The organism is Streptomyces anthophorae, from assembly GCF_049310305.1.
Taxonomy (GTDB): Bacteria; Actinomycetota; Actinomycetes; order Streptomycetales; family Streptomycetaceae; genus Streptomyces.
This window is the reverse complement of the sequence record NZ_JBLWQQ010000001.1, coordinates 3,001,212-3,023,309: the sequence shown is the minus strand read 5'-3', so window position 1 is coordinate 3,023,309 and position 22,098 is coordinate 3,001,212. Positions and strand designations below refer to the sequence as shown.

Sequence of the window (22,098 nt, the reverse complement as noted above, 5' to 3'; positions counted from 1 at the left end):
GCGGCCACGCATCTCGTGGCCGCCGCAACTCGTGACTGAACCTCAGGCCTCCTTGATGGCCGAGATGTCGAAGTTCAGCTTGATCTTGTCGGAGATCAGGACGCCACCGGTCTCCAGCGCGGCGTTCCAGGTGAGGCCCCACTCCGAGCGGAGGATCTCGGTCTTGCCCTCGAAGCCCACACGCTCGTTGCCGAACGGGTCCTTCGCGACGCCGTTGAACTCCAGGTCGATGCTGAGCGGCTTGGTGGTGCCGAGGATCGTCAGGTCGCCCGTGATGCGGTAGTCGTCGCCGCCGAGGGACTCGGCGGAGGTCGACCGGAAGGTCATCGTCGGGAACTCGTCGATCTTGAAGAAGTCGGCGCTCTTCAGGTGGCCGTCACGGTCCTCGTTACCGGTGGAGATGCTCGCCATCTGCACGTCGAAGGAGGCCGTGGACTTGGCCGGGTCCGAGCCGTCCAGGTGCAGCGAGCCCGTGAAGTCGCTGAAGCTGCCCTTCACGTTGGTCACCATGGCGTGCCGGGCGACGAAGCCGAGCGTGGTGTGAGCGGGGTCGACGGTGTAGTCGCCGGTGACGGCGGCGAGGTCCGGGTTGGCCGGCGCGGCGGCAGCGGCGGGGGTGGTGGCGGACTCGTTCTTGCGGCCGAAGATGCCCATGACGTGCTCCTTGGGGACGGGCGGCACGGGGGGTGCCAGGTGGAGTGATGTGCTGATGTTGAACGTTGAACCATCAACTGGTTCCGACTGTAGCGCGATGATGTTCAATGTTCAACATCAAGCGGTGTGTGCTTCTTCGATTACAGCCCGATATGGGCCATGCCGCCCTTTCGGGCGTGCGCGGGGCGCGGGGCCCCGGCCGCGGTGTGAGGCGGGTCTCAGGGCGCCGCTTTGTGTGACGTCTACAAGACGGACCCGCCCTGAGCAGTCACTTCGGCCCTCCCTCGGCGGGGTTCTGTTCAGGGCTACCAGGAAAACGGGCCGGAGACTGTACGGAGTCGACGGCCCGTTTTTGGGTGTGCACTTCGTAAGGTCACTACATGACCGTTTTGGACGACACCGCCTCGAACCCGGGGGACGAGCCCACCGACGCCCGTGGACGCGTGGCGGAGCTGCACGCGATCCGTGCGCAGGCGCTGGCCGGGCCGAGTGAGAAGGCGACCGAGGCCCAGCACGCGAAGGGCAAGCTGACGGCGCGCGAGCGTATCGAGCTGCTTCTGGACGAGGGTTCGTTCAACGAGGTCGAGCAGTTGCGCCGGCACCGGGCCACGGGCTTCGGCCTGGAGGCCAAGAAGCCCCACACGGACGGTGTGATCACCGGCTGGGGCACGGTCGAGGGCCGCACGGTCTTCGTCTACGCGCACGACTTCCGGATCTTCGGCGGGGCGCTCGGCGAGGCGCACGCCACGAAGATCCACAAGATCATGGACATGGCCATCGCGGCGGGTGCCCCGCTGGTCTCGCTGAACGACGGCGCGGGCGCCCGGATCCAGGAGGGCGTCTCGGCGCTCGCCGGTTACGGCGGCATCTTCCAGCGCAACACCCGGGCGTCGGGCGTCATCCCGCAGATCAGCGTGATGCTCGGCCCGTGTGCGGGCGGCGCGGCCTACAGCCCGGCGCTCACGGACTTCGTGTTCATGGTCCGTGACACCTCGCAGATGTTCATCACCGGCCCGGACGTCGTGAAGGCGGTGACGGGCGAGGAGATCACGCAGAACGGGCTCGGCGGCGCCGACGTGCACGCCGAGACGAGTGGTGTCTCGCACTTCGCGTACGACGACGAGGAGACCTGCCTCGCCGAGGTCCGTTACCTGCTCTCCCTCCTCCCGCAGAACAACCGCGAGAACCCGCCGACCGTCGAGTCCGACGACCCGGCGGACCGTCGCGGCGACGTCCTGCTCGACCTGGTCCCGGCCGACGGCAACCGCCCGTACGACATGACCAAGGTCATCGAGGAGCTCGTCGACGACGGCGACTACCTGGAGGTCCACGAGCGCTGGGCGCGCAACATCATCTGTGCGCTCGCCCGGCTCGACGGCCAGGTCGTCGGCATCGTCGCCAACCAGCCGCAGGCCCTCGCGGGCGTCCTGGACATCGAGGCCTCGGAGAAGGCCGCCCGGTTCGTCCAGATGTGCGATGCTTTTAATATCCCCATCGTGACGCTGCTCGATGTGCCCGGCTTCCTGCCGGGTGTCGACCAGGAGCACGGCGGGATCATCCGGCACGGCGCCAAGCTGCTGTACGCGTACTGCAACGCCACCGTGCCCCGGATCTCGCTGATCCTGCGCAAGGCGTACGGAGGCGCGTACATCGTCATGGACTCGCAGTCCATCGGTGCCGACCTCACCTATGCCTGGCCGACCAACGAGATCGCGGTCATGGGCGCCGAGGGCGCGGCCAACGTGATCTTCCGCCGGCAGATCGCCGAGGCCGAGGACCCCGAGGCCATGCGCCAGAAGATGGTCAAGGAGTACAAGGCCGAGCTGATGCACCCGTACTACGCGGCGGAGCGCGGCCTGGTCGACGACGTGATCGACCCCGCGGAGACCCGCGAGGTGCTGGTCAAGTCCCTGGCGATGCTGCGCACCAAGCACGCCGACCTGCCGTCGCGCAAGCACGGCAACCCGCCGCAGTAACCGGCACTACTCGTAGGAGACCTGCCACATGTCCATGCCTGACATCCGCGTCGAGAAGGGCCACGCCGAGCCGGAGGAGGTCGCGGCCATCACCGCGATCCTGCTGGCCCGCGCCTCCGCCACTCCCGCCGCTCCGGCGCACCGCGTCCGGCTCGACCGGGCGGGGTGGCGTCGTCTGGAGCGGGAGCCCGGCTTCCGCGCTCCGCACAGCTGGCGCTGACCGGCACACACGTCTGAGGCCCTCTTCCCGAAACGGGGAGAGGGCCTCAGTGCGTCATTCAAGCCTCGCCGGCGATTGAGGCGCGGGGCCCGGGGCAGAGCCCCGAGACCGCAACGCCGTCCTACCGGAGCCGCGCCATCAACGCATGCTCCACCAAGGTGATGAGCGTCGACTTCGCGTCCGCGCGGTGGCGGGCGTCGGTCGTGATGATCGGGGTGTCGGGGCCGATCTGAAGGGCCTCGCGCACCTCGTCCGGGTTGTACGGCTGCGCGCCGTCGAAGCCGTTGAGGGCGATGACGAAGGGCAGGCCGGAGTTCTCGAAGTAGTCGACCGCGGGGAAGCAGTCGGCGAGGCGGCGGGTGTCGACGAGGACGACGGCGCCGATCGCGCCGCGCACCAGGTCGTCCCACATGAACCAGAAGCGGTCCTGGCCCGGCGTACCGAAGAGGTACAGGATCAGGTCCTGGTCGAGCGTGATGCGGCCGAAGTCCATGGCGACCGTCGTGGTCGTCTTGTCCCCGGTGTGAGTGAGGTCGTCGATGCCCGCCGACGCGGACGTCATGACGGCCTCGGTGCGCAGCGGGTTGATCTCGGAGACGGCGCCAACGAACGTCGTCTTGCCGACGCCGAAACCACCCGCCACCACGATCTTCGCCGATGTGGTGGAACGGCTTGGAGCAGCCGGCCCTCCGCTAGAGCTTGCGAAGTCCACTGAGCACCCTTTCGAGCAATGTCACGTCTGGCTGGCCGCCGGCGCTCTCGTCGCCGCCGGGCTGATGGATGGCGACCAGTCCCGCCTCCGCGAGGTCGGCGACGAGAATCCTGGCCACGCCGAGAGGAATCTGGAGCAGGGCCGAGATCTCGGCCACCGACTTGATCTCCCGGCACAGATTGCAGATCCGCTGGTGCTCGGGCAGTTGGCCCTGCAACTGGTGCGGCTGCGCGGTGGTGTGCACCAGCGCCTCGATGGCGAGCTGGTACCGCGGCCTCGTGCGGCCGCCCGTCATGGCGTACGGGCGCACCAGCGGGTTGTTCTTCGCGGCGGGTGCGGGATTCGCGTCGGGACGCGGCTGCGGCTGCACGGGCTGGATGCGCGGCGCGGGCGGCTGGTCGTAGGGACCGGGCTGCCGGGTCGGTCGGGCGTGGTTCGCCGACGAGGGGGAAGACGGGAAGTTGTAGCGGTTCTGCGAACCGTCGTCTCCCATGCCTGCCTGGTGCTGCCCCCGGCCGTGGCCGTAGGGCGGCCACCCGGCCGACGAACCGCTCGGGGGTGTTGCTGAACCAGACACGAACTTCCTCCTCCGACTGCGCTGGGCACCATCACTGTGGAGCCGCGTCCCGAAACCTTACGGCCCCGGGGCGCGAATACGCACTGCCTGTCTGTTAGTTGAGAAGGCTTCCCTGAAGCTCCGCCCGCAGGTCCGGCGTGAGAACCGTTCCCGCGCGGTCGACAAGAAGGGCCATCTCGTACCCAACGAGGCCAATGTCCGCCTCGGGGTGTGCAAGGACGGCGAGAGAAGAGCCGTCCGAGATGGACATGATGAAGAGGAATCCTCGCTCCATCTCCACAACTGTCTGGTTCACCGGGCCGCCTTCGAAGATGCGGGAGGCGCCCGCGGTCAACGAGGTCAGACCCGAGGCGACGGCCGCCAGCTGGTCGGCGCGGTCGCGGGGGAACCCTTCGGACATCGCCAGAAGGAGTCCGTCGGCGGAGACCACCACCGTGTGGGACACACCGGGGGTGTTGTCCACGAAGTTGGTGATCAACCAGTTCAGGTTCTGTGCCGCCTGGCTCATCGGGCTCACACTAACGCTCCTGGTTGTAGGTGCTGTCAGGGCCGAAGCCCTGGCCGTTCGTATCACTGCTGCCCTCGCTGCGTCCCCGCTGTACGCCGCGACGCAGGTTGCTGAGCCTGCCCCGGACGTCCTCGGGCGCGCGGGAGACCTGGGGGCCGCCCTGCGGCGTCGACTCCGCCGCGCCCTCGACCAGGTTGGCCTTGGGCACCCGGCGCGGGAGTCCGGAGGCGGTGACTCCGCCCGCCTTCGGCTTCTTGAGCTGCTCCGCGCGCTCCCACCTGGCGTCGTTGGCCGAGCGCCAGCTGGTGTCCTCGTCGGAGTGGGTCTCGGGGGCCTGCTGGGGGTTTGGAGCGGGCTCCTGCGGGGCACCGCCACCGCGTCGCGGCAGACCTGCGTCGGTCAGCGCGTGGGGAGCGGAGGGGGCCGGTCCGGTCTGATCCGCCGAGGGAGCGATGTCCTGCCCGTCGAAGCCTACGCGTTCCCGGTCCGCCGCGGCAGTGTCCGGAGCGGATTCCGCTTCGGGGCCGAACGGGCCCTGGAAATCGGCCTGGTAGGGCTCCCGGTAGGCGTCCTGCGCCTGCCAGTCGGCCCGCTGTGCGGACGGCTCGAAGGGGTTGTACGACTCCCGGGGAGCTTCCGCATAACCGTCCTGCGGCGCGTACCCGGAGGCGAACCCGTCCGGCTGCCCGTTGTCGTGAGCGGGCTGCACGGGGACGAACCCGTCGAAACTTCCCTGCTGCCGGCCGTCGTAGCCGCCCTGACGCTCGTCGTAGACGCCCTGCTGCGGATCGTCGTAGGCGAGCTGCTGACGGTTGTCGTACGGGGCCTGCCGGGTGTCGTACGCGTTCTGCTCCGCGAAGGGCGGACGGTCCTGCTGCGGCTGCTGTGGCTGGAACTCGTCGCGGAAGAGCGGGCGATCCTGTTGCGGCTGCTGCTGGTCCTGGGAGGGGTCCTGCTGCTGTGCCTCCAGGGCCGCGCGGCGCTCCTCACGCATGAGGGAGCGGCCGACCGGGTCCAGCTCGCGGGCGTCGTCAGGGACGTCATAGCGGCTGTCGTCGAAGCCGAGCTCGGCGGCCGTGCGCAGCGGCGTGTGCTCGAAGGCGGCCTGCTCCGGGATCATCGTCGAGACGGTGAACTCGGAGTCCTCCAGGACCCCGCCGCCACCACCGTGCGTGATCACCTCGGGCAGCATGACCAGCGAGGTCGTGCCCGCCTGCTCGCCCGAGGGGCGCAGCTGCACGCGGATGCCGTGCCGGTCGGCGAGCCGGCCGACCACGAACAGGCCCATGCGCTGGGAGATCGCTGCGTCCACGGTCGGCGGGTTGGCCAGCTTGTGGTTGATGTCCGCGAAGTCCTCGGCGGTGAGGCCGATGCCCTTGTCGTGGATCTCGATCATGATGCGGCCGTCGGGGAGACGGGTCGCGGTGACGCGGACCTTGGTCTGCGGCGAGGAGAACGTCGTCGCGTTCTCCAGCAGCTCGGCGAGCGCGTGCACGAGGTCGGTGACCGCGCGGCCGTGGATGTCGGCCTCCGGGACGCCGGCCAGCTCGATGCGCTCGTACTGCTCCACCTCGGAGGTGGCGGCACGGAGCACGTCGACGAGCGGCACGGGCTGGTCCCAGCGGCGGCCGGGCTCCTCGCCCGCGAGCACCAGGAGGTTCTCGCCGTTGCGGCGCATACGGGTCGCGAGGTGGTCCAGGCGGAAGAGGTTCTCCAGCTGGTCCGGGTCGGCCTCGTTGTTCTCCAGGTCGGTGATGAGGGTCAGCTGGCCCTCGATCAGCGACTGGTTGCGCCGCGACAGGTTGGTGAAGATCGCGTTGATGTTGCCGCGGAGCAGGGCCTGCTCGGCGGCGAGCCGGACGGCCTCGCGGTGCACCTGGTCGAAGGCGCGGGCGACCTCACCGATCTCGTCGGTGGTGACGATCGGGATCGGCTGGATACGGGTGTCCACCCGGCCCGGCTCGGTGCGCGAGAGCTGGTCGACGAGCATCGGCAGGCGCTGCTCGGCCACGTCGAAGGCGGCGGAGCGCAGCCGGCGCATCGAGCGGGACATCTGCCGGGCCATCTGGCCCGCGAGCAGGAAGGCGGCGAGCAGGGCGACCACGACGGCGACGCCGATGACGATCGCCTCGCGCTTGGCGTCGGCGGCGATGGCGGAGGCCTCGCTCACGGCCTTGTCCGCCAGATTCGACTCGATCGTGCGGTAGGCGTCGAACTTCGCCGTGTTGACGGCCCACCAGTTCTCGGGCGTGACGCCCTTCTGGGCGAGCGCGAGCCGGGCGCTCGGCTGCGTGCTCGGCAGGGCCACCACGGCCGCCACCATCTTCGTGTTCTCGGGCGGCGGGACGTACGAGGGGTTCTTGGCCTTGGCCGCGGCCGCCTGCTTGGCGCCGTCGGTCTTCAGCTTCTTGATCGTGCCCTCGAGCTTCTTGAGGTCCTCGGCCGTGCCGCCGCCCTTGTACTCCTCGATCGCGATGTTCTCGAGGTAGGCGTAGCTGCCGAGCGCGGTGCGCTGACGGCTCAGGTTCGTGGCGCCGGGGCCCGGCTTCACCAGGAGGTGCATGCCGATCGACCGCTCGAGCGAGAGCGCCGCCTTGGTCAGCGAGATCGCGTAGACGGTGCGGCCGTAGCTGGTGATGTTGCCGGTGCCGAGGCCGAGCTCGTTGGCGAACTCCATCAGCGGGTGCTGGATGGCGACGTAGCCCTCTTCGGTCTGCACGCCGGAGAGCTTGGAGGTGTAGGCGGCCGCGCGCAGCTTCTTCAGCTGGGGCTCGACCTTGGTGAACTGCGCCATGCGGCGCTCGAGGCCTTCCTTCTGCGGCATGTTCTCGGCCGCGGCGTGGAACTTCTCGGCGGCGGCGTCCGTGGCCTGCCGGGCGTTGGCGACCTTGGGGTCGTCCGTCTTGCCCTGAAGGAGGGGCGCGGCGGTGATGTCGCGCTCCTCGATGAGGCGGTTGCCGTAGGTCAGCGAGGCCTGCACGAGGCGTGCGGTGCTCTCGGCGTCCTCGGCCTCCTGCCAGGTGTCGATCGAGTTCGACACCTGGAAGCCGCCCATGACGAGACCGACGACCACGGGTATGAGGAGGATGGCGTTCAGCTTGGTGGGTACACGCCAGTTACGGGGCGACATGCGGCCGCCCGACGGTGCGGGCGCCGTGGCCTCGGCCGCCGGTGCGGGCCGCGCCGCGTCGCGCGGGGGCGGGGTGAAGTTGCCCCGCGCCGAGACCGGCTCGGGACTGCTCTTGCTTCGCCTCACTCGACCAACAACCTCTCGGCGTCGGCACCTACGTCGTGCCGCTGTATGTCTCCAGGCCCATTGCTACTGGGCAGTTCAGCGCATTCCAGCACGTCAGGAGGCGCACTTCCAAACAGTCGGAAGCGGAAGCTCCGCGTGACGCACACCCCAGATAAAACGGTCATAAAGAGCGAGCCCCGCCAAAAGGCGGGGCTCTTGTGAGCGCAGTGGAACCGGCTGTGCGCGACGTGTGTCGGTGCCCTGGGAATTCTCTTTCGAAACGTTATGAACACCACGGCCCGGCGTGTCAAAGGCCACAGGGGCCGCCGAATGGGCTACGACAACTGCCGTACGGAACCAGCCACTTGGTGACCGAGATTCGACCGTTCCTGACAGGTACCGGCTACTTCAGGCGGGCCATGAGGGCGTGCTCCACCAGCGTGATCAGGCCGCTCTTCGCATCGGCGCGGTGCCGGGCGTCGGTCGTGATGATCGGGGTGTCGGGGCCGATCTGAAGGGCCTCGCGCACCTCTTCGGGGGTGTACGGCTGGTGCCCGTCGAAGCCGTTGAGGGCGATGACGAAGGGCAGGCCCGAGTTCTCGAAGTAGTCCACGGCCGGGAAGCAGTCCGCGAGCCGGCGCGTGTCCACGAGCACCACGGCGCCGATCGCGCCGCGCACCAGGTCGTCCCACATGAACCAGAAGCGGTCCTGGCCCGGCGTACCGAAGAGGTACAGGATCAGGTCGTCGTCGAGCGTGATGCGGCCGAAGTCCATGGCGACCGTCGTGGTCGTCTTGTCCCCGGTGTGGGTCAGGTCGTCGATCCCGGCGCTCGCCGAGGTCATCACGGCCTCGGTGCGCAGCGGGTTGATCTCGGAGACGGCGCCCACGAACGTGGTCTTGCCGACGCCGAAGCCGCCCGCCACCACGATCTTCGCCGAGGTGGTCGCGCGGGCGGTCCCCACGGAGCCGTCAGAGCTTGCGAAGTCCACTGAGCACCCTTTCGAGCAGAGTCACGTCCGGCGCACCGCCGTTGGCCTCGTCGCCGCCCGGCTGGTGAATGGCGACGAGCCCGGCCTCGGCCAGGTCCGCGACGAGGATCCGGGCCACGCCGAGCGGCATCGAAAGCAGCGCCGAGACCTCGGCCACCGACTTCACCTCGCGGCACAGGTGGCAGATCCGCTGGTGCTCGGGCAGCAGGGTCATCAGGGCCGCGGGGTCGGCCGTCGTGCTGACCAGCGCCTCGATGGCGAGCTGGTAGCGCGGGCGGGTCCGGCCACCGGTCATCGCGTAGGGGCGGACCAGGGGCTGGTCGCCCTCAGGACCGTACGCGGCGTGGGCGGTGGCGCCGTACGGGTCGTATGAGTCGGTGGGCGGGGTCATGGATCCTCCGGGCGGGACGACAAGTGCGGGGGCCTGCCGTCTGAGGGTGGGCCGGTGGGGGGATTGTGGCGGCGGAACAACGGGTGTGCGGATTGCGTGCGCTGACTGGATTCCGGGGCTGCCGATGGAGCAGACTGCGGGGGCGGTCGGGGTTACCGGCCGTTACCCGCCTCAGTGCAACAGGCTGCCCTGGAGTTCTGCGCGCAGGTCGGGGGTGAGCACGGAGCCCGCCCGGTCGACCATCAGCGCCATCTCGTAGCCGACGAGGCCGATGTCGCAGTCGGGGTGCGCCAGTACGGCGAGCGACGAGCCGTCCGAGATGGACATGATGAAGAGAAAGCCGCGCTCCATCTCCACCACCGTCTGATTCACCGGGCCGCCCTCGAAGATCCGGGACGCGCCGGCCGTGAGCGAGGTGAGCCCCGACGCCACGGCCGCGAGCTGGTCCGCGCGATCGCGCGGGAACCCCTCGGACATCGCGAGCAACAGCCCGTCCGCGGACACCACGACCGTGTGCGAGACACCGGGCGTGTTGTCCACGAAGTTCGTGATCAACCAGTTCAGGTTCTGTGCCGCCTGGCTCATCTGGCTCAACTAACGCTCCTGCTGGTGAGTGGGGCGGGGGTAGCTGCCGGTGTTGCCGGCTTGCCGCCCCTGCTGGATGCCCCGACGGAGATTGGTCAGCCGACCGCGCACCTCGTCGGGCGCGCGCGAGACCTGAGGACCGGTCTGAGTCTGCTGCTCCTGGGCGGTTCCCGCCACAAGGTTCGCCCTCGGCACACGGCGCGGCAGACCGGAGTGGGTGACGCCGCCCGCGGCGGGCTTGCGCACCCGCTCGGCCTGACGCATCAGGTCGTCGTTGGGGGACTGCCGCCAGTTGGCCTCGGCCGGGTCCGCGGACGCGGCGGGGCGCGAGGGGGCGGCCGACGGAGCCTGTGCCTGCTGCCGCTGCGGGAGACCCTGATCGGGGCGCCCGCCCGGCGACTGCATGCCCTGGCTGCGGCCCTGACCGTTCTGGTTCCGGCCGCCGCGGCCCTGAGCGTTCTGGCTCTGAGCGCTCTGGCCCTGACCCTGAGCGCCCTGGCCCTGGCCCTGGTTCTGGCTCTGGCCGCCCTGGCCGTGGAACCAGTTCGTCTCCAGCGTGTCGTACAGCGGTGTCCGGCCGTCCCCGCCCGACGCGTCGCCGGGCGGCAGGAAGTCCTCCTGCGAGGGCTGCGCCGGGATGCCCTGGCCCTGAGCGCCGTTGCGCTGAGGCGGCTTCGGGGGCGTGAACTCGAACTGACCGGTGGCCGAGCGGCCCTGGGGCTGCGCGTACTGGCCGGTGTTCGCGGGGTCGCTCGGCGGGCGGTTGTACTGCCCGGTGTCCGCCGGGTCCTGGGACCGCGGGAACTGGCCGGTGCCGGCCGAGGGGTCCTGGACGCGCGGGAACTGAGCGGTGCTCGACGGCTCCTGCGGGTTCTGCGGGTTCTGGAACTGACCGGTGGCCGACGGGTCGCCCTGCGGCTGCGCGTACTGGCCGGTGTTGGCCGGGTCGCTCGGCGGGCGGTTGTACTGGCCGCCGCCGGCCGAGGGGTCCTGTCGGCGCGGGAAGCCGCCGCCGGCCGCCGGGCCCTGCGTCTGCGCGAACCGGCCCGTGGCCGAGGGGTCGCTCTGCGGTTGGTCGAACCGGTCCGTGCCGGACGGGTCCTGACGGTCCGTGAGACCGCCGTCCCGGAAGCCGTTCGCCGTCGTGTCGGGGCCGCCGGTGTTGCCACCGCGCGGGCCGAAGACGTCCGAGCGGACGAACTGGCCGGAGTCCTGCGACTGTCCGTGGCCACCCTGCTGGGGCGGGCCCTGGCGGTCGTCGCGGACGCGCGGGAAGCGGGCCGTGGAGTCCGGCTCGTCGTGACCGCGCGGCGTGTCCAGGTTCGGCTGCGCGTTCTCGTCGCCCCAACTCGGCGTACGGGGCTGCGGGTTGCCACCCGGCAGCTCGGCGCGCGGGCCACCGCGCGGGGGCAGCACCGGGCGCCGGCCCTGCGGCTCGTTCGGGTCGCTGTGGGTGCGCTGCTGCGGCGGCACGGGGCCGCCGGGAGCCTGCCCCTTGCCGAACATGTCGGGACCGGAGGGGCCGGAGGGACCGGAGGGCCCGGCGGACGGGCCCGAAGGACCGCCCGCACCGGCACCGGCCGGAGCCTGCGGGCCACCGCCGCGTCCGGGCAGCGCCGCACGCGGCCCACCCGCACCGGCGCCGACCTGCGGCCGCCCGCCACCGGGCGCACCGGAGCCGCCACCGAGGAGACCGGCAGGGCCACCGGCGTTGCCGGGCGCCTGGCCGCGGCGCGCGGCGGCGACACCGGCCGCGGCCTGCGCGGCGGCCGGGCCACCGGAACCACCGGGGCCGCCCTTGCCGGAAGGCTTCTTGCCGCCCTGCGCGACGTCCACGGGGAGCATGACCAGCGCGGTCGTACCACCGGAGTCGGAGGGGCGGAGCTGGATGCGGATGCCGTGGCGCTGCGAAAGGCGGCCGACCACGAACAGACCCATGCGGCGCGAGACCGACACGTCGACGGTCGGGGGAGAGGCGAGCCGCTCGTTGATCGCGGCGAGGTCCTCGGGGGAGAGGCCGATGCCGGTGTCGTGGATCTCGATCAGCACACGGCCGTCGGGCAGCGCGTGACCGGTGACCTTGACCTTGGTCTGCGGCGAGGAGAAGGAGGTCGCGTTCTCGAGCAGCTCGGCGAGCAGGTGCACGAGGTCGTTGACGACGCGGCCTGCGACGTCCGTCGCGGGCACGGCGGCGAGCTCGATGCGCTCGTACTGCTCCACCTCGGACGCGGCGGCACGCAGCACGTCGACGAGCGGCACGGGCCGCGTCCAGCGGCGGCCGGGCTCCTCACCGGCGAGAACGAGCAGGTTCTCGCCGTTACGGCGCATGCGGGTCGCGAGGTGGTCGAGCTTGAACAGCGAGGAGAGCTGGTCCGGGTCGGCCTCGCGGGACTCCAGCTCGGAGATGAGCGAGAGCTGACGCTGGATGAGGCCCTGCGAACGACGCGAGAGGTTGGTGAACATCGCGTTGACGTTGCCCCGCAGGAGGGCCTGCTCGGCGGCGAGACGCACGGCCTCGCGGTGCACGTCGTCGAAGGCCGCGGCCACCTTGCCGATCTCGTCGCGCGAGTGCACGCCGACCGACTCCACGGACGTGTCGATGTCCTGCGGGTCGGACTCGGAAAGCTCCCTGACCAGCTCGGGCAGGCGGTCCTGGGCGACCTTGGTCGCGGTGTCCTGGAGCCGGCGCAGCGAGCGGATCATGGACCGGGCCACGACGAAGGCGCCGACGAGCGAGACGCCGAGCACGAGCAGGATCAGCGCACCGTTGATGATGGCCGAGCGCTCGGAGGCGTTGCGCAGCTCGCGGGCCTGCTGCTCCATCTGGTTGAGCAGCGTCAGCTCGATCTTGGACATTTCCTGGATGCGCGTGGTGTCCGCGTCGACCCAGTCCTTGTACGAGCGCTTGTCCTGCGACTTGATGCCGTCTGCCTTTTGCAGCACGCGGTTCGCATAGGTGTCCGCGGCCTTGATCGTGGAGTTGTTCTCCTCGATCGGCTTCAGCAGCTCCTGCGCGGGCACCGCGCCGTAGACCGCCTTGAACGACTGGATCTGCGATTCCTGGTTCTCGGCCGCCGCGAGACCGTACTGCCGGTCGGTCTCCGAGAGCTTGCCGAACCGGGCGCTGTTGGGCGGCAGGGCGGCCGCGATGATGGCGCGCTGCTCGGAGGCGTACTCCTTGGCGGAGGAGAAGGCTGCCAGGGCGCGCGTGCGCTGGATCATCTCGGGGCTGCTGGTCGCCTGCGCCATGTCCGTGGACAGGGAGAGCAGCTCGTCGATGATCCGGCCGTAGGAGTCGACGGTCTGCGAGGTGTTCGACTTGTCGTCGTACGCCCCCTGCCGGATCTTGTTCAGGTTGATCAGCTCGTGGGCGATCTGCACCGCGTGCTCGCGCACACCGTTGAGGCTGCCGGTCTCGCCGTCGGCCTTGATGTCGGTGGTGCTCTGAAGGAACGTGTCCTGGGCGCGGTCGGTCTTCTCCCGCGTCGACTTGACGTTGAAGTCGCTCGTCGACGAACCGTTGGACAGCGGGCCCGCCGCTTGGTCGCGCTCCTCCTGGAGCGCCGACGCCAGCTCGGTCGCCTGCTTCGTCATCTCGGTCAGCAGCTTCATGTTGTCGAGCTGCTGGATGTCGTTGAGGGACTCGGCGATGCGCAGCGCGCCCAGCGAGGTCGCGGCGACCACGGGCAGCGCGAGCAGCGAGACGAGGCGCGTCGAGATGCGCCAGTTGCGCAGCGCCATCCGCGAGCCGGGCCCGGTGGGGCCCTTGGCCTTCGCCGAAGACGGCGTGGCCGAGCCCGATGAGCCGCTCCTGCCGTCGGCCTCCGAGGTGTCGACGGACGCGGTGCGTCCCGGGTTCTGGGCGTGCGGGGGCCGGGTACCGCCGGCTATCGGGCCGGTCCCGCCGCGCGGCTCCGGCTCCGCCGCAGCGCTGCCATCCCTGTTCTTACGTCCCTGCACTAGCGTCGCAACCTCTGGACCAGGCGCCCCGCCCGTATACACGGACAAGACGGTGTCGGCGTCGTTCGGGGGACGACCTGAAACGTCCCCCTGTGGTCGTGAGTGACCGGCGCTGGTTCCCCCTCTCCGCCGCTGCTCGGCGCTGCGATGCGCCCGTGCGCGCCGGTTCTGTACCTGCGGCGGTCCACGCGATTCCAGCACAGTGCAGGATCTCCAACAAGGCCCGAGGTGTTGGCCGCACCCAGTGTGACGCGACGTGAGAGGAGAGTCACGGGACGTGCAACTCGACCTGCTCCAACCCGGTCATTACTGGACTTTCCGCGTACGCCTGGGGGGTGTCCCAGTCGCCATGATCGGGAGCGGAATAGTGGCTTCAGTTGTGTAATGTCCGTTTCTCGCGCCGCAGTTGGCGGCCCGAAGTGCCCCATTTGCGAGGTACTCCGTGAGCAAACTCACATACGGTGGATCGCAACTTCCCGGCTTTCGGCGGGAATCAGATGTTTAGCCTGGCGTTTTACAGGGATGGCCCATCGGACTACGGAGAAGGTTCCCGAGCACAGTCATGACGAAGACGATGATGTTCCAGAACATTGCCAACCCGCGGCGCACGACGCTGGCGCACCTCACGGACGCCGACGAGATCCAGGCCGCGCCGGCCGTCCCGGAGCACTCGGCCGACCTGCCCTCGAACACGGCGAACCCCAAGCGCACGATCCTGATGGTCGCCCCGGAGACCGCCCCGGCGGCGTAATGACCGGGCCGACGGCCCAGGCCCCACCGCGTTAGCCTGGCTCTGTCACATCCCACCCGGGCCAACGCATAAAAAAGGGGCGCAGCAGACCGTGCGCATCGCCAGATTCTCCATCGACGGGAACGTCGCCTTCGGCGCGGTCGAGGGCGACAAGCCAGACGAGCTCGTCCTCGACATCATCAAGGGCATCCCGTTCGCGGACTTCGAACTCTCCGGTACGAAGGTGCCGGTCGGCAAGGTCCGGCTGCTGCCCCCGGTGCTCCCGAACAAGGTGATCGCCTTCGGCCGCAACTACGCGGAGCACGCGAAGGAGCTGGGCAACGAGGTCCCGGACGCCCCCTTCGCCTTCTTCAAGCCGTCGACGTCGGTGATCGGTCCGGACGGCGAGATCCAGTACCCGAGCTTCTCGCAGGAGCTCCACCACGAGGCGGAGCTCGCCGTCGTCATCGGCCGCATGTGCCGCGAGGTCCCGCGCGAGCGCGTCAAGGACGTCATCTTCGGCTACACGGCCGCCAACGACGTCACCGCCCGCGACGTGCAGAAGCGCGAGAAGCAGTGGGCGCGGGCCAAGGGCTTCGACACGTCCTGCCCGCTGGGCCCCTGGGTCGAGACGGACCTCTCCCTTGAGCAGGCCTCCGACCTCACGATCCAGTGCACGGTCAACGGCCAGCAGCGACAGCTCGGCCGCACGTCGCAGATGATCACGTCCATCGAGGACCTGATCGTCAACATCTCCGAGGCCATGACGCTGCTCCCCGGCGACGTCATCCTCACGGGCACCCCCGAAGGGGTCGGCCCGCTCGCCGTCGGCGACGAGGTCGCCGTCAGCATCGAAGGCATCGGCACTCTCACCAACAAGGTTGTCAAGCGTGGCTAGCGCACCCGTACGCGTCCGTTTCTGCCCCTCGCCCACCGGTAACCCCCACGTGGGCCTGGTCCGCACCGCCCTGTTCAACTGGGCCTTCGCGCGCCACAACCAGGGCACCCTGGTCTTCCGCATCGAGGACACCGACGCGGCCCGCGACAGCGAGGAGTCGTACAACCAGCTCCTCGACGCGATGCGCTGGCTCGGCTTCGACTGGGACGAGGGCCCCGAGGTCGGCGGCCCGCACGCGCCGTACCGGCAGTCCGAGCGGATGGACATCTACAAGGACGTCGCCGACAAGCTCGTCGAGGCCGGCCGGGCGTACCCCTGCTACTGCTCCACCGAGGAGCTGGACGAGCGCCGCGAGGCGGCCCGCGCCGCCGGCAAGCCGTCCGGCTACGACGGCCACTGCCGCGACCTCACCGCCGAGCAGAAGGCCGCGTACGAGGCGGAGGGCCGCAAGCCGATCGTCCGCTTCCGGATGCCCGACACGAAGATCACGTTCAACGACCTGGTCCGCGGCGAGATCTCGTACGAGCCCGAGAACGTGCCGGACTACGGCATCGTCCGTGCCAACGGCGCCCCGCTCTACACGCTCGTCAACCCGGTCGACGACGCGCTGATGGAGATCACCCACGTCCTGCGCGGCGAGGACCTGCTGTCCTCCACCCCGCGCCAGATCGCCCTCTACTGGGCGCTCAAGGACCTGGGCATCGCCAAGCTGGTGCCCGAGTTCGGTCACCTGCCGTACGTGATGGGCGAGGGCAACAAGAAGCTCTCGAAGCGCGACCCGCAGTCCTCGCTCAACCTGTACCGCGAGCGCGGCTTCCTCCCGGAGGGCCTGCTCAACTACCTCTCCCTCCTCGGCTGGTCCCTCTCCGCGGACCGCGACATCTTCTCCATCGACGAGATGGTGGCGGCCTTCGACGTCAAGGACGTCCAGCCGAACCCGGCGCGCTTCGACCTCAAGAAGTGCGAGTCGATCAACGGCGACCACATCCGGCTGCTCGACCCGAAGGACTTCGCGGAGCGCTGCGCGCCGTGGCTCCAGGCGCCCTTCGCGCCGTGGGCCCCGGAGGACTTCGACGAGGCGAAGTGGGCGGCCATCGCGCCGCACGCCCAGACCCGCCTCAAGGTCCTCTCCGAGATCACGGACAACGTGGACTTCCTCTTCCTCTCCGAGCCGGTCTTCGACGAGGCGAGCTGGACGAAGGCCATGAAGGAGGGCTCCGACGCCCTCCTGCGCACGGCCCGCGAGAAGCTCGACGCGGCCGACTGGTCGTCCCCCGAGTCCCTCAAGGAGGCCGTCCTGGCCGCCGGCGAGGCCCACGGCCTGAAGCTCGGCAAGGCCCAGGCCCCGGTCCGGGTGGCCGTCACCGGCCGCACGATCGGCCTGCCCCTCTTCGAGTCCCTGGAGATCCTGGGCAAGGAGACGACCTTCGCCCGCATCGACGCGGCCCTGGCGAAGCTCACCGCGTGAGCGCGACCCCGCGCGCGTAGCCCCGCGAGAGACCCGGAAGCGCCCCGCTTCCGGGTCTCTCGCCGTTACGGGCCCCGGGGCGGTTGTGCGATCTCGTGGTCGGGGGCTGGGGCCGCGGTTACGGTCGTCGTATGTCTATCCGCGCCATCGTCTGGGACATCGACGACACCCTCTTCGACTATGCGACCGCCGACACCGTCGGCATGCGGGAGCATCTCGCCGCCGAGGGGCTGCTCGGCGGGTACGGCTCCGTCGAGGAGGCGCTCGTGCGGTGGCGGGCCGCCACGCGGGAGCACTGGGCCCGGTTCGAGGCGGGGGAGGCCGACTGGGAGGGGCAGCGCAGGGACCGCGTGCGCAGCTTCGTGGGGCGCGCCATGGCGGAGGAGGAGGCCGACGGCTGGTTCGCCCGTTATCTCGGCCACTACGAGGCCGCGTGGAGCCTCTTCCCCGACACCGTCCCGGTCCTCGACACCCTCGCCGCCGGCTACCGGCACGCGGTGCTGTCCAACTCGTCACTGCACAACCAGGACCGCAAGCTGCGCGTCCTCGGCGTGCGCGACCGCTTCGAGGCCGTCCTGTGCGCCGCCGAACTCGGCGTCGCCAAGCCCGAAGCGGCCGCCTTCCACGCCGTCTGCGAGGAGCTCTCCCTGGAGCCGCACGAGATCGCGTACGTCGGTGACCAGCCGGACACGGACGCCCGTGGAGCCGTCGACGCGGGCCTGAGCGGAATCTGGCTCGACCGCGCGGAGCTGGGCGGCAGGCCCGAACTCGTACGCATCACAGGGCTTGATCAACTGCCGGCGCTGTTGGCGGGGGATACCCGTTTTGGAGCGCAGTCCACCTTCGGGTAATGTTCTTTCTGCGCCAAGGGGAGCGGGCCGAAAGCCCGGGTCCCGGAAGCGCAAGCCAAGCAAGATCCCCCTCGGGGGTTGTGCTTCGGTGGCCTATGGTGTAATTGGCAGCACGACGGTTTCTGGTTCCGTTAGTCTAGGTTCGAGTCCTGGTAGGCCAGCTCGCAGAGCTCATCTGCAACCGTGGATATGGCGTCCACAAAGCCCCCGTTGTGTAGCGGCCTAGCACGCCGCCCTCTCAAGGCGGTAGCGCCGGTTCGAATCCGGTCGGGGGTACAGATCCTTCCCGCGGGGACGGCCTGGGTAGCTCCCACCGACTCTGATGCAGGATCGCTAGGGCCCCCGTTGTGTAGCGGCCTAGCACGCCGCCCTCTCAAGGCGGTAGCGCCGGTTCGAATCCGGTCGGGGGTACGCATTGAGTTCGCAGACCGCAAGGTCTTGAACTTGATTGGTCTATGGTGTAATTGGCAACACTACGGTTTCTGGTACCGTCATTCTAGGTTCGAGTCCTGGTAGACCAGCTTGGCCCCCGTTGTGTAGCGGCCTAGCACGCCGCCCTCTCAAGGCGGTAGCGCCGGTTCGAATCCGGTCGGGGGTACTCGCGAACGATCAAGGCCCTTCCCGAATATGGGAAGGGCCTTCTTCGTGCGTGCGTACGGAATACGGGAGTTGAAGTCCCGCAAGGACAACTCCGGCCGGTCGCTGCGGCGTTGAAGCGACCGGCCGGGAACGGGCAGGGAACGTAAGGGGAGTTGGGGCGACCGGCTCAACCGGTACGACGCAGGGCCTCGGAGAGGCGCCCCGCGGCGTCGATGACCGCCTGGGCGTGCATCCGGCCCGGGTGGCGCGTGAGGCGCTCGATCGGTCCGGAGACCGAGACCGCCGCCACGACGCGGTTGGAGGGGCCGCGCACGGGCGCGGAGACGGACGCGACGCCCGGCTCCCGCTCGCCGATCGACTGGGCCCAGCCGCGGCGCCTGACGCCCGACAGGGCCGTCGCCGTGAAGCGGGCGCCCTGGAGGCCCCGGTGCAGGCGCTCCGGCTCCTCCCAGGCCATCAGGATCTGCGCGGAGGAACCCGCCTTCATCGTGAGGGTCGAGCCCACCGGAACCGTGTCCCGCAGTCCGGAGAGCCGCTCCGCCGCGGCGACGCAGATGCGCATGTCGCCCTGTCGGCGGTAGAGCTGCGCGCTCTCGCCCGTGACGTCCCGGAGGTGCGTGAGCACCGGGCCCGCCGTCGCGAGCAGGCGGTCCTCGCCGGCTGCCGCCGAGAGTTCCGAGAGGCGCGGGCCGAGAATGAAACGGCCCTGCATGTCGCGCGCCACCATGCGGTGGTGCTCCAGGGCCACCGCCAGGCGGTGGGCTGTGGGTCTTGCCAGTCCGGTGGCCGCGACAAGGCCTGCGAGGGTCGCGGGTCCGGACTCCAGGGCGCCCAGGACAAGGGCTGCCTTGTCCAGAACGCCGACGCCGCTACTGTTGTCCATGCGTCGATACTCCCGTCTCACTCTGTGAAACGCAAGTTCAATTTTCCGTGGAACTTGCCACCCTGTACGTCACACCGGCCCGTGGACCAAACGGACCCGGCCGTCGGCGTCCGGTACGAGGGGTACGGGCGACGGCGATCCGAAATCTCTAGTTGGGCCGGCGCACCTCAAGCCGGCCGGAGGGAAAGCGATGGGTAGGACACTCGCGGAGAAGGTCTGGGACGACCACGTCGTCCGGCGCGCCGAGGGCGAGCCCGACCTCCTCTTCATCGATCTGCACCTGCTGCACGAGGTGACCAGCCCGCAGGCCTTCGACGGCCTCCGTCAGGCGGGTCGCACGGTGCGGCGCACCGACCTCACCATCGCCACCGAGGACCACAACACCCCGACCCTCGACATCGACAAGCCGATCGCCGACCCGGTCTCGCGTGTACAGCTGGAGACGCTGCGCAAGAACGCCGCCGAGTTCGGGGTCCGCCTGCACTCGCTGGGCGACGTCGAGCAGGGCGTCGTGCACGTGGTCGGCCCGCAGCTGGGTCTGACGCAGCCGGGCACCACCGTCGTCTGTGGCGACTCCCACACCTCGACGCACGGCGCCTTCGGCGGTCTGGCGTTCGGCATCGGCACCTCGCAGGTCGAGCACGTGCTGGCCACGCAGACGCTGCCGATGGCCCGCCCGAAGACGATGGCCATCACCGTCGACGGCGAACTGCCCGAGGGTGTCACCGCCAAGGACCTGATCCTCGCCATCATCGCGAAGATCGGCACCGGCGGCGGCCAGGGCTACATCCTGGAGTACCGCGGCTCGGCCATCGAGAAGCTGTCGATGGAAGCGCGGATGACCATCTGCAACATGTCCATCGAGGCCGGTGCCCGCGCGGGCATGGTCGCCCCGGACGAGACCACCTTCGCGTACCTCGAGGGCCGCCCGCACGCCCCCAAGGGCGCGGAGTGGGACGAGGCCGTCGCGTACTGGAAGACGCTGAAGACGGACGACGACGCGGTCTTCGACGCCGAGGTCTTCATCAAGGCCGACGAGCTGTCCCCGTTCGTCACCTGGGGCACCAACCCCGGTCAGGGAGCGCCCCTTTCGGCGAACATCCCCGACCCGGCTTCGTACGAAGACGCTTCGGAGCGGTTCGCCGCCGAAAAGGCCCTGGAGTACATGGGGTTGGAGGCCGGACAGGCGCTGCGCGACGTCAAGGTCGACACCGTCTTCGTAGGCTCGTGCACCAACGGCCGCATGGAGGACCTGCGCGCCGTCGCCGAGATCCTCAAGGGCCGCAAAATCGCCGACGGCGTACGGATGCTGGTCGTTCCCGGCTCCGCGCGGGTGGGCCTCCAGGCCGTCGACGAGGGCCTGGACAAGGTCTTCAAGGAGGCCGGCGCCGAGTGGCGCTATGCGGGCTGCTCCATGTGCCTGGGCATGAACCCGGACCAACTCGCTCCCGGCGAGCGCTCCGCGTCCACCTCCAACCGCAACTTCGAGGGCCGGCAGGGCAAGGGTGGCCGTACCCACCTGGTCTCGCCCCAGGTCGCCGCGGCCACCGCCGTGCTGGGCCACCTGGCCTCGCCCGCCGACCTGTCCGACACCCCTGTCGCCGCTGGAGTCTGAGAGTCATGGAAGCATTCACCACGCACACCGGCCGGGCCGTCCCGCTGCGCCGCAGCAACGTCGACACCGACCAGATCATCCCCGCCCACTGGCTCAAGAAGGTGACGCGGGACGGGTTCGAGGACGGGCTGTTCGAGGCCTGGCGCAAGGACTCCGAGTTCGTGCTCAACAAGCCCGAGCGCGAGGGTGCCACCGTTCTGGTGGCCGGTCCCGACTTCGGCACCGGTTCCTCCCGTGAGCACGCCGTCTGGGCCCTCCAGAACTACGGGTTCAAGACCGTCATCTCCTCCCGCTTCGCGGACATCTTCCGCGGCAACTCCCTCAAGAACGGTCTGCTGACCGTGGTTCTCGACCAGAAGGTCGTGGACCAGCTGTGGGAGCTGGTGGAGAACGACCCGCAGGCCGAGATCACGGTCGACCTCCAGGAGCGCGAAGTTCGGGCCGAGGGCGTCACGGCGTCCTTCGAGCTGGACGAGAACTCCCGCTGGCGGCTGCTGAACGGCCTGGACGACATCAGCATCACGCTGCGCAACGAGGACGACATCGCCGCCTACGAGGCGAAGCGCCCCGCCTTCAAGCCGCAGACGATCCAGGTCTGAGCCGACCGGACTCCTACGGCTCGCTAACGGATCCGTAGCCGGGCAAGGCTTATTCAGGCCACTTCCACAGGGCCCCGTACCCCCAATCGTGCACCGGTTGGGGGTACTTCTGTGTGCGGCTCCAAACGCCCTCCCGGGGCCCGCGCGGGGGTCTGTCGAGGTGTCCCAACTCCCTTGAATACCAGGGGTGTTCCGGGGGTACGCGTGCTTCGGCGCCACTCGCGGCGGGCACGCCGCGAAAGGCTCCAGAAGGGCCTTCTGGGGCGGGAGTTGCACCCTGCGGAGGCGACAACTCGCCCCAGATGGCACAATCTGTGCATGGAACACGACGGCCAACTCCAGCTGTACGCGGCGGTCGCGGACCAACTCAAGGAAGCGCACGCCAGAGTGCGCACACTGCAAGTCCCGGAGGGCGTACGGATGGCGCTGACCCGGAAGCTGCTGGCCGTCACGGCCGCGGCCAAACACGATCTCGCCGGTGCGGCAAGGCGTCTGGAGCGATTCATGGCGGACCTCGACGACTTCGAAGAGGGCTCGATCACTGAAGAGGAACTCTGAGACTGCCCAGTTCGTTGCGGCACAAGGGTGATTAGCCCGTTTCGCGTTTGATTTGCGGTATATATCTGCCTAACGTGCGAAAAAGCC

At 69.5% G+C, this 22,098-nt stretch carries 19 protein-coding genes and 5 tRNA genes; 14 read left to right on the top strand and 10 right to left on the bottom strand.

Annotated elements, in window-relative coordinates; all coding sequences use genetic code 11:
* Nucleotides 1-42 precede the first annotated feature (42 nt).
* A complete protein-coding gene (locus ACNYS0_RS13435) occupies nt 43-654 on the bottom strand; it encodes a YceI family protein (protein ID WP_422473511.1) in 612 nt (203 codons plus the stop codon).
* 380 nt (nt 655-1,034) lie between these two features.
* Here ACNYS0_RS13435 and ACNYS0_RS13430 point away from each other — a divergent pair, with 380 nt between their 5' ends.
* Both ACNYS0_RS13430 and ACNYS0_RS13425 read left to right on the top strand, forming a co-directional pair.
* Nucleotides 1,035-2,630, top strand: coding sequence for an acyl-CoA carboxylase subunit beta (locus ACNYS0_RS13430; RefSeq protein ID WP_422473509.1), 1,596 nt, complete (start codon nt 1,035-1,037; stop codon nt 2,628-2,630).
* 28 nt (nt 2,631-2,658) lie between these two features.
* Complete coding sequence (locus tag ACNYS0_RS13425) at nt 2,659-2,850, top strand: acyl-CoA carboxylase subunit epsilon (protein ID WP_422473507.1); 192 nt, start codon at nt 2,659-2,661, stop codon at nt 2,848-2,850.
* Nucleotides 2,851-2,971: 121 nt separating this feature from the next.
* Here the strand turns inward: ACNYS0_RS13425 and ACNYS0_RS13420 are convergent, their stop codons facing one another.
* The 8 genes from ACNYS0_RS13420 to ACNYS0_RS13385 all read right to left on the bottom strand — a co-directional run bounded on the left by ACNYS0_RS13420 (nt 2,972) and on the right by ACNYS0_RS13385 (nt 13,809).
* Nucleotides 2,972-3,562, bottom strand: coding sequence for a GTP-binding protein (locus tag ACNYS0_RS13420; protein WP_266714479.1), 591 nt, complete (start codon nt 3,560-3,562; stop codon nt 2,972-2,974).
* Nucleotides 3,543-4,139: a DUF742 domain-containing protein gene (locus ACNYS0_RS13415; RefSeq protein WP_385761314.1), complete on the bottom strand. Its 597-nt coding sequence runs from the start codon at nt 4,137-4,139 to the stop codon at nt 3,543-3,545. The genes ACNYS0_RS13420 and ACNYS0_RS13415 overlap by 20 nt, the downstream gene beginning before the upstream one ends.
* Before the next feature lie 94 nt (nt 4,140-4,233).
* Nucleotides 4,234-4,647 (bottom strand): roadblock/LC7 domain-containing protein, encoded by a 414-nt coding sequence (locus ACNYS0_RS13410; RefSeq protein ID WP_266714481.1) that lies wholly within the window; start codon nt 4,645-4,647, stop codon nt 4,234-4,236.
* Between the two features lie 10 nt (nt 4,648-4,657).
* The gene (locus ACNYS0_RS13405) at nt 4,658-7,903 is read right to left on the bottom strand and encodes a nitrate- and nitrite sensing domain-containing protein (RefSeq protein ID WP_422473505.1); all 3,246 of its coding nucleotides are present in this window, start codon (nt 7,901-7,903) and stop codon (nt 4,658-4,660) included.
* Nucleotides 7,904-8,285: 382 nt separating this feature from the next.
* Nucleotides 8,286-8,873, bottom strand: a complete 588-nt coding sequence (locus ACNYS0_RS13400) for a GTP-binding protein (protein ID WP_356388885.1) — start codon at nt 8,871-8,873, stop codon at nt 8,286-8,288.
* On the bottom strand, nt 8,854-9,264 hold the full coding sequence (locus ACNYS0_RS13395) for a DUF742 domain-containing protein (protein WP_389282636.1): 411 nt from the start codon (nt 9,262-9,264) through the stop codon (nt 8,854-8,856). Before ACNYS0_RS13395 ends, ACNYS0_RS13400 begins: the two co-directional genes overlap by 20 nt.
* Before the next feature lie 171 nt (nt 9,265-9,435).
* Nucleotides 9,436-9,849 (bottom strand): roadblock/LC7 domain-containing protein, encoded by a 414-nt coding sequence (locus ACNYS0_RS13390; protein ID WP_306318913.1) that lies wholly within the window; start codon nt 9,847-9,849, stop codon nt 9,436-9,438.
* A 9-nt stretch (nt 9,850-9,858) separates the two neighbouring features.
* A complete protein-coding gene (locus ACNYS0_RS13385; RefSeq protein WP_422473503.1) occupies nt 9,859-13,809 on the bottom strand; it encodes a sensor histidine kinase in 3,951 nt (1,316 codons plus the stop codon).
* A 562-nt stretch (nt 13,810-14,371) separates the two neighbouring features.
* On the opposite strand from ACNYS0_RS13385, the gene ACNYS0_RS13380 reads away from it, so the two are divergent.
* The 9 genes from ACNYS0_RS13380 (at nt 14,372) to ACNYS0_RS13340 (ending at nt 18,354) form a co-directional block, all read left to right on the top strand.
* Nucleotides 14,372-14,560, top strand: coding sequence for a hypothetical protein (locus ACNYS0_RS13380; RefSeq protein ID WP_422473501.1), 189 nt, complete (start codon nt 14,372-14,374; stop codon nt 14,558-14,560).
* A gap of 91 nt (nt 14,561-14,651) precedes the next feature.
* On the top strand, nt 14,652-15,437 hold the full coding sequence (locus tag ACNYS0_RS13375) for a fumarylacetoacetate hydrolase family protein (protein WP_422473500.1): 786 nt from the start codon (nt 14,652-14,654) through the stop codon (nt 15,435-15,437).
* A complete protein-coding gene (gltX, locus tag ACNYS0_RS13370; RefSeq protein ID WP_422473498.1) occupies nt 15,421-16,905 on the top strand; it encodes a glutamate--tRNA ligase in 1,485 nt (494 codons plus the stop codon). The genes ACNYS0_RS13375 and gltX overlap by 17 nt, the downstream gene beginning before the upstream one ends.
* A 131-nt stretch (nt 16,906-17,036) precedes the next feature.
* Nucleotides 17,037-17,756, top strand: a complete 720-nt coding sequence (locus ACNYS0_RS13365) for an HAD family hydrolase (RefSeq protein ID WP_422473496.1) — start codon at nt 17,037-17,039, stop codon at nt 17,754-17,756.
* Between the two features lie 89 nt (nt 17,757-17,845).
* A tRNA-Gln gene (locus ACNYS0_RS13360) sits at nt 17,846-17,917 on the top strand.
* Nucleotides 17,918-17,959: 42 nt separating this feature from the next.
* Nucleotides 17,960-18,032 (top strand) — tRNA-Glu (locus ACNYS0_RS13355).
* A gap of 62 nt (nt 18,033-18,094) precedes the next feature.
* A tRNA-Glu gene (locus ACNYS0_RS13350) sits at nt 18,095-18,167 on the top strand.
* Between the two features lie 38 nt (nt 18,168-18,205).
* Nucleotides 18,206-18,277: transfer RNA gene (locus ACNYS0_RS13345), tRNA-Gln, on the top strand.
* Between the two features lie 4 nt (nt 18,278-18,281).
* Nucleotides 18,282-18,354: transfer RNA gene (locus ACNYS0_RS13340), tRNA-Glu, on the top strand.
* A 168-nt stretch (nt 18,355-18,522) separates the two neighbouring features.
* On the opposite strand, the gene ndgR is transcribed toward ACNYS0_RS13340, so the two are convergent.
* Nucleotides 18,523-19,239, bottom strand: coding sequence for an IclR family transcriptional regulator NdgR (ndgR, locus tag ACNYS0_RS13335; RefSeq protein ID WP_326015364.1), 717 nt, complete (start codon nt 19,237-19,239; stop codon nt 18,523-18,525).
* Between the two features lie 190 nt (nt 19,240-19,429).
* Between ndgR and leuC the strand changes: the two genes are divergently transcribed.
* From leuC to ACNYS0_RS13320, 3 genes are all read left to right on the top strand, one after another.
* Nucleotides 19,430-20,854 (top strand): 3-isopropylmalate dehydratase large subunit, encoded by a 1,425-nt coding sequence (gene leuC / locus ACNYS0_RS13330; protein WP_422473494.1) that lies wholly within the window; start codon nt 19,430-19,432, stop codon nt 20,852-20,854.
* Nucleotides 20,855-20,859: 5 nt separating this feature from the next.
* The gene (gene leuD, locus ACNYS0_RS13325) at nt 20,860-21,453 is read left to right on the top strand and encodes a 3-isopropylmalate dehydratase small subunit (RefSeq protein WP_422473492.1); all 594 of its coding nucleotides are present in this window, start codon (nt 20,860-20,862) and stop codon (nt 21,451-21,453) included.
* Nucleotides 21,454-21,771: 318 nt separating this feature from the next.
* Nucleotides 21,772-22,011 carry an SCO5555 family protein gene (locus ACNYS0_RS13320; protein WP_266714505.1) on the top strand — a complete coding sequence of 80 codons (240 nt, stop codon included), beginning with the start codon at nt 21,772-21,774 and terminating at the stop codon, nt 22,009-22,011.
* The last annotated feature ends 87 nt before the right edge of the window (nt 22,012-22,098 follow it).

What these genes read in the sequence shown, in the direction of transcription:
- ACNYS0_RS13410 (WP_266714481.1), bottom strand. Translation starts at nt 4,647, where the DNA reads ATGAGCCAGGCGGCACAGAACCTGAACTGGTTGATCACCAACTTCGTG.
- ACNYS0_RS13390 (WP_306318913.1), bottom strand. Translation starts at nt 9,849, where the DNA reads ATGAGCCAGGCGGCACAGAACCTGAACTGGTTGATCACGAACTTCGTG.
- ACNYS0_RS13430 (WP_422473509.1), top strand. Translation starts at nt 1,035, where the DNA reads ATGACCGTTTTGGACGACACCGCCTCGAACCCGGGGGACGAGCCCACC.
- leuC (WP_422473494.1), top strand. Translation starts at nt 19,430, where the DNA reads ATGGGTAGGACACTCGCGGAGAAGGTCTGGGACGACCACGTCGTCCGG.
- ndgR (WP_326015364.1), bottom strand. Translation starts at nt 19,239, where the DNA reads ATGGACAACAGTAGCGGCGTCGGCGTTCTGGACAAGGCAGCCCTTGTC.
- leuD (WP_422473492.1), top strand. Translation starts at nt 20,860, where the DNA reads ATGGAAGCATTCACCACGCACACCGGCCGGGCCGTCCCGCTGCGCCGC.
- ACNYS0_RS13395 (WP_389282636.1), bottom strand. Translation starts at nt 9,264, where the DNA reads ATGACCCCGCCCACCGACTCATACGACCCGTACGGCGCCACCGCCCAC.
- ACNYS0_RS13365 (WP_422473496.1), top strand. Translation starts at nt 17,037, where the DNA reads ATGTCTATCCGCGCCATCGTCTGGGACATCGACGACACCCTCTTCGAC.
- ACNYS0_RS13380 (WP_422473501.1), top strand. Translation starts at nt 14,372, where the DNA reads ATGACGAAGACGATGATGTTCCAGAACATTGCCAACCCGCGGCGCACG.
- ACNYS0_RS13320 (WP_266714505.1), top strand. Translation starts at nt 21,772, where the DNA reads ATGGAACACGACGGCCAACTCCAGCTGTACGCGGCGGTCGCGGACCAA.
- ACNYS0_RS13435 (WP_422473511.1), bottom strand. Translation starts at nt 654, where the DNA reads ATGGGCATCTTCGGCCGCAAGAACGAGTCCGCCACCACCCCCGCCGCT.
- ACNYS0_RS13425 (WP_422473507.1), top strand. Translation starts at nt 2,659, where the DNA reads ATGTCCATGCCTGACATCCGCGTCGAGAAGGGCCACGCCGAGCCGGAG.